Here is a 10,497-nt window from a genome sequence, read left to right as displayed (position 1 = left end):
GACTATCAACAAGTCATAAAAATGTAATCGATTGTATTCAACTTACTAAGATTTGTGCCTTTTATTTCGTGTTTAATTCATAAAAACATGAGATATCTCAGAAAAAAAATCGAAAAAAATTAAAAAAACCTTTAAAATCAACATCTACAACAAGACATTCATCAAAATAAAAAAGTAAGACAATAAACCTTATTTTATTAAAAAAAATATAAATTAGTGTAATCGATTACGTAAAAATAAAATAATGCAGAAAAAAATAATATATCTATTCATCTTGCTCATATCTTTTCATTTAAGTTCACAATCCATTAAAATTGATGAATTTGGAGGCTCATTTGAATCAGCTTACATTAAATGGCAATCTGTCTCTGAAGCAACAAGCTACAATGTATACTTTACAGGTGAAGGAATTACACATCAAAAAATTGACACAGAATTAATACGATGTTATAATAATGGTACTTATCGAGCTGATATTTTAGGACTGAAATCTGGTAGCTACACCATATCAATCGCTCCTGTAATAAATGGTGTAGAAGCAACTGCCACAATAAGCTCTTCAATAAATGTAATTCCACATGACAGAGCTGGTTTTGCTTTTTCAAATAATAGAATTGCAGGAGCTTATAATTTAGATGGAACGCCACAATCTGATGCCGTAATTTTATACATTACTGAAGAAACTAAAAACACCATTGAACTTAATGTAACAGGAGCAAGTACACCAACTAGTGTTGGTGTACAAGACATTCTTGATGGATTTAAGAAAGGAAAAGATACTCGCCCATTAATTATTAGAATGATTGGACAAATTACAGATCCTTCTTATTTATTAAATGGAGATATTGTTATTGAAAATGATCAAAACATCAACAGTCATATTACGTTAGAAGGAGTTGGAAATGATGCTGTAGCCGATGGATGGGGAATTCGAATAAAAAATGCATCAAATATTGAAATTAGAAATATTGGTATTATGAATTGTAATAGTGGTGAGGGGGATAATATTGGTTTGCAACAAAACAACAATCATATTTGGGTACATAACGTAGATTTCTTTTATGGTGATGCAGGAGGTGATGCCGATCAAGCCAAAGGAGATGGTGCATTAGATTGTAAAAAATCAACATATGTAACATTTTCATACAATCACTTTTGGGATTCTGGTAAATCAAATTTATTAGGACTTAGTGAGGGAACAAATGAAGGTTTATTTATTACCTATCATCACAATTGGTACGACCACTCCGACTCACGTCATCCTCGTGTACGTTATTATTCTGCTCATATTTACAATAATTATTACGATGGTAATTCAAAATACGGGATTGGTTCAACTTTAGGATCTTCCGTTTTTTCTGAAAACAATTATTTCAGAAACTGTAAATACCCAATGCTCACCTCTTTACAAGGAACTGATCTCTTTTATGGGTATCCAACATTTTCAGGAGAAGATGGAGGATCAATAAAAGCATACGGAAATACAATCATAGGTCAAAAAAGATTTGTTGCCTACGGAGACAGTAACTATAACGATAACACGACTGAATTTGATGCTATTGTAACAAGTACTAAAAACGAAATAATACCTAATACTATCATATCAAAAAAAGGAAGTAATCTTTATAATAATTTTGACACCAATGGTAGTTTAGATTATACATATACCGTTGATACAGCAGAAGAAGCAAAAACAAAAGTAATGCAATATGCTGGTAGATTAAAAGGAGGTGATTTTACATGGATATTTAATAATAGTATTGATGATACTTCTTCAAATGTTAACACAGGCTTAAAACAAGCTCTAACTTCATATAAAACAAATCTAGTTTGTATTCAGGGAATCAGTGAACCACCAAGTAGTCAAACTTTAACAATTACATCAAGCAATGAAGACCAATCTGTTCTAGAGGAAACCTCCATAGATCCAATTATTTTTACATGGGGTGGTGATGCTACTGATGTTAGCGTTACAGGAATTCCTGCTTCAGGAATTGATTTTGTAAAAGATCATTCGGCAAAAACAGTAACTATTTCTGGTACTCCTACTGCAGATATTTCTTATACAATTACTACTAGTGGGAATACTGGAACTCCAGTCTCTAAATCTGGAACTATTAGTCTAACCACAATAGTTGAAGGAGATTTAGTTCACAATTTTACGACTTCAGCAAAAACAAGTGATTTCTACACTATCACAGGAAACATAAACTCTACTGATGGATCTGCTAACTACAATGGCTTAACTTTAACTAAACGTTTAAAAATAGAATCCTCTACAAACATTACTTATACAACAACAGAAACCTCTAGCTTAACTTTAGTTTTTGACACTACCTTTTCTGGGAAAATTAAACTAGACGGTATTGATTACTCAGCTTCTAATGGAATCGTTACCATTACAGACATTGCCCCAGGAACACATAATATTACAAAGAACAATATTACAAATCTTTTTTACATCAAAACAACATACAACACGTTAGCGTTTAAAAACACCAAAAACTTACCTAAAATTAACCTATACCCCAACCCAGTAACAAACTTATTACAGATAGATACTAGTTTAGATATAGAAGAGATTCAAATCTTAAACATGTTAGGATCTTTAGTCAAAAGCATCAAGGGAAACTCTAAATTTATAGATGTTAACTATTTAAATAGTGGGGGATATTTTTTATCTGTTAAAACAAATAAAGGAATTTATAGACAAATCATTTTAAAGAATTAAAAAAAGCATAAAAAAAACGCTATCACAATATTGTGATAGCGTTTTTGGCTCCCCCTCTAGGGCTCGAACCTAGGACCCTCTGATTAACAGTCAGATGCTCTAACCAACTGAGCTAAGGAGGAATTTCCATGAATGGAAAAATATGCCTTAGTGCTTTTTGAAAATTCTAGACTTAACTAGTGTTGCTTGCTCCCCCTCTAGGGCTCGAACCTAGGACCCTCTGATTAACAGTCAGATGCTCTAACCAACTGAGCTAAGGAGGAATTTGCTTATAGCGACAACATTTCCTTTTTGCGGTTGCAAATATATATCTTTTTCTAAATCTCACATAATTTTTTTCAAAAAAAACAAAAAAAAACAATTTGTTAGAATATTACTGATTTCTTACATTATATGAAATAAAGATTTGTGAAAGCAACAATTTAATTATTTTTGCTTATTCGACAACGAACATCAAATATAAGACAACACATATATAACATGGATAAATTTTCTTTTCTTAATGCTGCTCACACAGGATTTATTGCTGACCTATATGAGCAATATCAAAAAAGTCCAGACAGTATTGAGCCAAGTTGGAAAAGTTTTTTTCAAGGGTATGATTTAGCAAATGAATTATACGAAGATGAAACCAATATTAAAGTACCACAAGAAGTTAAAAAAGAGTTTTTAGTTCTTGAATTAATTAATGGTTACAGAACTAGAGGGCATTTATTTACCAAAACGAACCCTGTAAGAGAGCGTAGACATTACGAACCTAAACTCGAGATTGAAAACTTTGGATTATCTAAAGACGATTTACAAACTGTTTTTAGTGCTGGTGAAGTTATTGGTATTGGTTCGGCAACATTAGAGGCTATTGTTAATAGATTAAAAGAAATTTATTGCGATTCAATTGGTATCGAATACATGTATATTCGTCAACCTGAAGAAATCAAATGGTGGCAAAACAGATTGAACAAAAATGCCAATCAAGCAGATTTTAACGTAGATCAAAAAAAATACATCCTTAAAAAGTTAACACAAGCTGTTGGGTTCGAAAACTTTTTACAAACAAAATATGTAGGTCAAAAACGTTTCTCTGTAGAAGGTGGTGAAACTGTTATTCCTGCTTTAGCAACTGCATTAAAAACAGCTGCAGAAAAATACAATGTTAAAGAATGTGTGTTGGGAATGGCTCACCGTGGTCGTTTAAACACTTTAACAAACATCTTTAAAAAGCCTGTTCGTGATTTATTCTCTGAATTTGAAGGAAAAGATTTTGATGAAGAAAACATTGATGGAGATGTTAAATACCACATGGGATTAACTCGCAGTAAAACCTATCAAGATGGTTCAGAAATGAGAATGAACTTATTACCTAATCCATCTCACCTAGAAACTGTTGGTCCTGTTGCCCAAGGAGTTGCAAGAGCTAAAATTGATACCCTTTATAATGGTGATGAAGGAGCTATTTTACCAATTATTATTCATGGTGATGCTGCTGTTGCTGGTCAAGGAGTCGTTTACGAAGTAATTCAAATGAGTAAACTAAATGGTTATAAAACTGGAGGTACTTTACACTTAGTTATCAACAACCAAGTAGGATTTACAACCAACTATTTAGATGCTCGTTCTAGTACTTATTGTACAGATGTTGCCAAAGTAACTTTATCACCTGTATTACATGTAAATGCTGATGATGTAGAAGCTGTTTGTCATGCAATTGAATTGGCATTAGAATTTAGAATGACATTCAAACGTGATATTTTTATCGACTTATTAGGATACCGTAAATATGGACATAACGAAGGAGATGAGCCAAGATTTACGCAACCTCAATTATATAAAAACATAGCAAAACATAAAAACCCAAGAGATATATATGTAGATCAGTTAATTGCTGAAAACAGTATAGATCAGGCTTATGCTCAAGGTTTACAAGATGAATACAAGAATTTATTAGAAGATAAATTCTTACAAGCTAAGAATGATGAAACCTCTAAAGTAATTCCTTTTATGGAAGAAACATGGGAAGGTTTTGTTAGAGAAGGGTTAGCAGAAATGTTGGCTCCTATCAATACTACATATCCTAAAAACAAATTAGAAGATATTACTAGAGTGATTTCTCAAAATCCTGAGGGAGTAAAATTTGTTCGTAAAGCACAGCGTATTATTGAAAGCCGTGCTAAAATGGTTTTTGAAGACAATCAATTAGATTGGGGAACAGCAGAAAACCTAGCCTACGGTTCTCTGTTAGAAGAAGGATTTAACGTTCGTATTTCTGGACAAGATGTAGAACGTGGTACTTTTAGCCACCGTCACGCTATCTTAAGAGATGAAATTTCAGAAGAAAGAATCAACTTATTAAATACCAATAAAAACAACAAAGGGGTAATGACCATTTACAACTCTTTATTATCAGAATACGGGGTTTTAGGGTTTGACTATGGATATGCGATGGCTCATCCAAATACCTTAACTATTTGGGAAGCACAATTTGGTGACTTTGGAAACGGAGCTCAAATTATGTTCGACCAATACATTTGTGCTGCAGAAGACAAATGGAAGTTACAAAACGGTATTGTTATGTTATTGCCTCACGGTTACGAAGGACAAGGATCAGAACACTCATCTGCAAGAATTGAAAGATACTTACAATTGTGTGATTATGACAACATGACCATTGCTAACTGTACAGAACCAGCAAACATGTATCACTTGTTACGTCGTCATATGAAACGTAACCACCGTAAACCATTAGTAGTTTTTACGCCTAAGAGTTTATTACGTCATCCAAAGGCTGTAAATACTATTGAAGAATTAGCTGATGGAGGTTTCCAAGAAGTAATTGACGATACTATCATCAACAAAGCAAACGTTAAAAAAGTAGTTTTCTGTTCTGGTAAATTCTATTACGATATGTTAGAAGAAAGAGAAAACTTAAATAATGAAACTGTTGCTTTGGTACGTATAGAGCAATTGTTCCCTTTACACGAAGAAAAAATTCAAGCTGTAATAGATTCTTATCCTGCTGATGTTGAATTTGTATGGGCACAAGAAGAACCAGAAAATATGGGAGCATGGTCATACATGTTACAACGTTTTAAATTGGTACCTTTAACCGTAGCCTCACTTAAATTCTACTCTGTTCCTGCTGCAGGATCTAGTGCTAGATTTAAAAAGAGACATCAAGAAGTGCTTAACAAAGTATTTCAATCATAAACAAAGAACACACACTAAATAAACAAATAACATCAAAAATATTATCTAATGGTTTTAGAAATGAAAGTCCCTTCTCCGGGAGAATCAATCACAGAAGTAGAAATCGCAACTTGGTTAGTTGAAGATGGTGATTATGTAGAAAAAGACCAACCAATTGCTGAAGTAGATTCTGATAAAGCAACTTTAGAATTACCTGCAGAAGAAAGTGGAATTATCACTTTAAAAGCAGAAGAAGGTGATGCTGTAGCCGTTGGTGCTGTAGTATGTTTAATTGATATGGATGCTGCAAGACCTGATGGTGCAGCTGCTCCAGAGAAAAAAGCTGAGCCTGCTAAAAAAGAAGAAGCTCCTGCAGAAGAAGCTCCTGCCGCTCCTAAAAATGAAAACCAAACTTATGCTACAGGAAGTGCATCTCCTGCAGCTAAAAAGATTTTAGACGAAAAAGGAATAGAAGCTGGTGCTATTCAAGGTACTGGTAAAGACGGTAGAGTTACTAAAGAAGATGCTATCAACGCAGTACCTGCAATGGGAACCGCTACTGGTAGTCGTGCTTCAGAAAGTAAAAAAATGTCTATGCTACGTAGAAAAGTAGCACAACGTTTGGTTTCTGTTAAAAACGAAACAGCAATGTTAACTACTTTTAACGAAGTAAACATGCAACCTGTTTTTGATTTACGTAATCAATATAAAGAAGAATTTAAGGCTAAACACGGAGTTGGTTTAGGATTTATGTCTTTCTTTACTTTAGCAGTAACTAGAGCTTTAGAATTGTATCCTGATGTAAATTCTATGATTGATGGTGATTACCAAATCAAAAATGATTTCGCAGATATTTCTATCGCAGTTTCTGGTCCTAAAGGATTAATGGTTCCTGTAATTAGAAATGCAGAAAACTTAACTTTTAGAGGAGTTGAAGCAGAAGTAAAACGTTTGGCTTTAAGAGCTCGTGATGGTCAAATTACTGTAGATGAAATGACAGGTGGTACTTTCACAATCACTAACGGTGGGGTGTTTGGATCTATGTTGTCTACACCAATCATCAACCCTCCTCAATCTGCTATCTTAGGAATGCACAACATCGTTGAGCGTCCAATGGCAGTAAACGGTCAAGTGGTTATTCAACCAATCATGTACGTGGCATTATCTTACGATCACAGAATTGTAGATGGTCGTGAATCAGTTGGTTTCTTAGTAGCTATTAAAGAAGCTATTGAAAACCCAATTGAATTGTTAATGAACAACAATCCTAAAAAAGCATTAGAATTATAGTCTAAAACTTTTTAAATATTAAAAGAGCATCTTATTCATTTAAGGTGCTCTTTCTTTTTGGGCGTTATCCAAAGGGTCGGGCTTTCGTTACTCGCTTTTTAAAAGATGTCCGAGCAAAGCCTAGAACCTTTTAAAAGAGCTCAAACACACCTCTCAATCCCTAACGCAAAAAATTCCTGTATAAATTATATTACTTTTATACATACATTTTATCACCATATGAAACTTACTCACACAAATTCTTTACAAGAGATATTAACCAATCATAACGCTAACGTAAAAAAGAAAGTCTTTATAGAAAAAGGAGAAATACCCCAATTAATGATGTTTGGTTCAGCTACTTTTAAACCTGGTGATAAAGTGGAAACACATCTACACAAAACTATGTATGAAGTATTTTATATCCAAACAGGAAAAATAGACTTTATCATTAATGAAAAAAAAATCACAGCAGTTGCTGGAGATTGTATCACCATAGAACCTAATGAAAACCACTCGCAACAGAATAATTACTCAGAAGACGTTACGTGGATCTATTTTGGTATAGCCACTGATTAGTTTTTTGATTGCTCAAAACAAGCCAATGAAACTCTATTTATAAAATAAATTATTGAATATAAATTAAAAGCCGATTCTAATATTAGAGAATCGGCTTTTTTGTACTTTATTATTTACAATAACTATTTAGTAATTTAAAGGATCTTTTATTGATCAATATTTTTTGCTCTATTTATAAATATTTCAGAACTTATAAGAAAAACTAAACAACTTGAAAAAACCATAAACAAAAACTATCTTAATATAAAAACTATAGATGAAAACAATTCAAAATAAAGACATAGATTTGAAAAAATAATTAAAAATATAATCTTATGGATAATAATAACTTTTCTGGAGACATCTCTAAATGTCCCTTTCACGGAGGAAATACCGTTAGTGAAAAATCTTATCAATGGTGGCCAAAGACGTTAAATTTAGATATTTTACATCAACATGATGTCAAAGTCAATCCTCTTGGTCAAGATTTTAATTATCACGAAGAATTAAAAAAATTAGATGTTAAGGCTCTTAAAAAAGATGTTACTGATTTAATGACAGACAGTCAAGATTGGTGGCCTGCAGACTGGGGTACTTATGCTGGATTAATGGTTCGTATGGCATGGCATTCAGCAGGTTCTTATAGAGCTTTTGATGGACGTGGAGGAGCAGCAACAGGAAATCAACGTTTTGCCCCATTAAACTCATGGCCAGACAATGCTAGTTTAGATAAAGCCAGACGTTTACTTTGGCCTATCAAAAAGAAATATGGTAATAAAATAAGCTGGGCAGATTTAATTATTCTTGCAGGTAATATTGCTTACGAAAGTGTAGGATTAAAAACATTTGGTTTTGCTTTTGGTAGAAATGATATTTGGCATCCAGAAAAAGACATTTACTGGGGGGCAGAAAAAGAATGGTTAGCACCTAGTGAAAATCGTTATAAAGACCTAGAAACTCCTACATCTCTGGAAAAGCCATTAGCAGCAGTACATATGGGATTAATTTATGTAAATCCTGAAGGAGTAAATGGGAATCCTGATCCTGCTAAGACAGCGCTACACATTCGTGAAACTTTTGCTCGTATGGCAATGAACGATGAAGAAACTGCAGCGCTAACAGCAGGTGGACATACCATAGGAAAAGCACATGGAAATGGAGATGCAAGTATTTTAGGACCAGAACCTGAAGCTGCTGGTATAGAAGAACAAGGTTTTGGATGGTCTAACCCTAACGGAAAAGGAAAAGGTCGTGATGCAGTAACCAGTGGTATTGAAGGTGCCTGGACAACCAATCCTACAAAATGGGACAATGGTTATTTTGATTTGTTATTTGGCTATGAATGGCAATTAACCAAAAGTCCTGCTGGAGCACATCAATGGGAGCCTATCAATATCAAAGATGAACACAAGCCTGTTGATGTTGAAAATCCTACAATTCGAGTAATGCCTATGATGACAGATGCAGACATGGCCATGAAAGTAGACCCTATTTATCGTAAAATATGTGAAAAGTTTAAAAATGATCATGCATATTTCTCTGAGACATTTGCACGTGCTTGGTTTAAATTAACACATCGTGATATGGGGCCTAAATCTAGATATTTTGGACCTGATGTTCCTTCTGAAGATTTAATATGGCAAGATCCTATCCCTGCAGGAAATAAAAATTACGATGTAAATAAAGTAAAAGAAAAAATATCCAATTCAGGATTAAGTATATCAGAAATGGTTACTACTGCTTGGGATAGCGCTAGAACGTACAGAGGATCAGATATGCGTGGTGGTGCCAATGGAGCTCGTATTCGTTTAATACCTCAAAAAAATTGGGAAGCAAATGAACCTCAAAAATTACAAAAAGTTTTAAATATCTTAGAGCCTATAGCTAATGAATTTAATATAAGCCTAGCAGATACGATTGTATTAGCTGGTAATATTGGAATTGAAAAGGCCGCAAAAAATGCTGGTTATGAAATTACAGTACCTTTTAAAGTCGGTCGTGGGGATGCATCTCAAGAAATGACAGAAGTAGAGTCTTTTGAATTTTTAGAACCATCTGCTGATGGATTTAGAAACTTTCAGAAACAAGATGACAATATAAGTACAGAAGAAATGTTAGTAGACAAAGCTCAACTTCTAGGATTGACAGCTCCAGAAATGACCGTTTTATTAGGGGGTATGCGTGTGATAGGTACAAATTACGGGAATACTACACATGGAGTTTTAACAGATAAGCAAGGTACTTTAACCAATGACTTTTTTGTAAACATAACTGATATGTCAAATACTTGGAAAGCCGTTGATAAAAATATGTATGAAATTAGAGACCGAAAAACAAATAAAATTAAATGGACTGCTACGCGTATAGACTTAATTTTTGGATCTAACTCTATTCTAAGATCCTATTCAGAAGTATATGCACAAGATGATCATAAAGAAAAGTTTGTTAAAGACTTTGTCAAAGTTTGGGCTAAAGTAATGAATGCAGATCGTTTTGATTTATAGTAAACAATAAAACTAAAAAAAGCATCTTAAAATAATTAAGATGCTTTTTTTATAAATTTATTTCTACTGATAATAACTAAATATATTTTAAATCATCGAGCTAAATCAAGATAACGAAGTCTTTTTATTTATTTTAAACTTTATTTATCTGATACTCTTCTTCATTAAAATATAGTTCAAAAAAAAAACCTCATTCAAAAAGATGAATGAGGTTTCTAAAAAAAGGCGATGACATACTCTCCCAGCAATTGC

Annotated in this window: 5 protein-coding genes and 2 tRNA genes; 5 read left to right on the top strand and 2 right to left on the bottom strand. The window is 33.2% G+C overall.

What is annotated here, in order from left to right:
- Positions 1-244 precede the first annotated feature (244 nt).
- Positions 245-2,731 carry a pectate lyase family protein gene (locus tag BUB70_RS09525; RefSeq protein WP_073120969.1) on the top strand — a complete coding sequence of 829 codons (2,487 nt, stop codon included), beginning with the start codon at positions 245-247 and terminating at the stop codon, positions 2,729-2,731.
- Positions 2,732-2,776: 45 nt separating this feature from the next.
- Here BUB70_RS09525 and BUB70_RS09520 read toward each other — a convergent pair.
- A tRNA-Asn gene (locus tag BUB70_RS09520) sits at positions 2,777-2,853 on the bottom strand.
- Between the two features lie 67 nt (positions 2,854-2,920).
- A tRNA-Asn gene (locus tag BUB70_RS09515) sits at positions 2,921-2,994 on the bottom strand.
- A gap of 217 nt (positions 2,995-3,211) precedes the next feature.
- Here BUB70_RS09515 and BUB70_RS09510 point away from each other — a divergent pair.
- The 4 genes from BUB70_RS09510 to katG all read left to right on the top strand — a co-directional run bounded on the left by BUB70_RS09510 (position 3,212) and on the right by katG (position 10,245).
- Positions 3,212-5,935, top strand: coding sequence for a 2-oxoglutarate dehydrogenase E1 component (locus BUB70_RS09510; protein WP_073120968.1), 2,724 nt, complete (start codon positions 3,212-3,214; stop codon positions 5,933-5,935).
- Positions 5,936-5,983: 48 nt separating this feature from the next.
- The gene (odhB, locus tag BUB70_RS09505) at positions 5,984-7,204 is read left to right on the top strand and encodes a 2-oxoglutarate dehydrogenase complex dihydrolipoyllysine-residue succinyltransferase (protein ID WP_073120966.1); all 1,221 of its coding nucleotides are present in this window, start codon (positions 5,984-5,986) and stop codon (positions 7,202-7,204) included.
- 219 nt (positions 7,205-7,423) lie between these two features.
- Positions 7,424-7,762 carry a cupin domain-containing protein gene (locus BUB70_RS09500; protein WP_073120964.1) on the top strand — a complete coding sequence of 113 codons (339 nt, stop codon included), beginning with the start codon at positions 7,424-7,426 and terminating at the stop codon, positions 7,760-7,762.
- Between the two features lie 314 nt (positions 7,763-8,076).
- A complete protein-coding gene (katG, locus tag BUB70_RS09495; protein ID WP_073120962.1) occupies positions 8,077-10,245 on the top strand; it encodes a catalase/peroxidase HPI in 2,169 nt (722 codons plus the stop codon).
- The last annotated feature ends 252 nt before the right edge of the window (positions 10,246-10,497 follow it).

It is taken from the genome of Wenyingzhuangia marina, assembly GCF_900130035.1.
Lineage (GTDB): Bacteria > Bacteroidota > Bacteroidia > Flavobacteriales > Flavobacteriaceae > Wenyingzhuangia > Wenyingzhuangia marina.
The sequence above is the reverse complement of the archived record's forward strand: the minus strand, read 5'-3'. Positions and strand labels throughout refer to the sequence as shown.

Bases quoted from the DNA above. Each gene is read 5' to 3' on its own strand.
- BUB70_RS09510 (WP_073120968.1), top strand. From the start codon at position 3,212: ATGGATAAATTTTCTTTTCTTAATGCTGCTCACACAGGATTTATTGCT.
- katG (WP_073120962.1), top strand. From the start codon at position 8,077: ATGGATAATAATAACTTTTCTGGAGACATCTCTAAATGTCCCTTTCAC.
- BUB70_RS09525 (WP_073120969.1), top strand. From the start codon at position 245: ATGCAGAAAAAAATAATATATCTATTCATCTTGCTCATATCTTTTCAT.
- odhB (WP_073120966.1), top strand. From the start codon at position 5,984: ATGGTTTTAGAAATGAAAGTCCCTTCTCCGGGAGAATCAATCACAGAA.
- BUB70_RS09500 (WP_073120964.1), top strand. From the start codon at position 7,424: ATGAAACTTACTCACACAAATTCTTTACAAGAGATATTAACCAATCAT.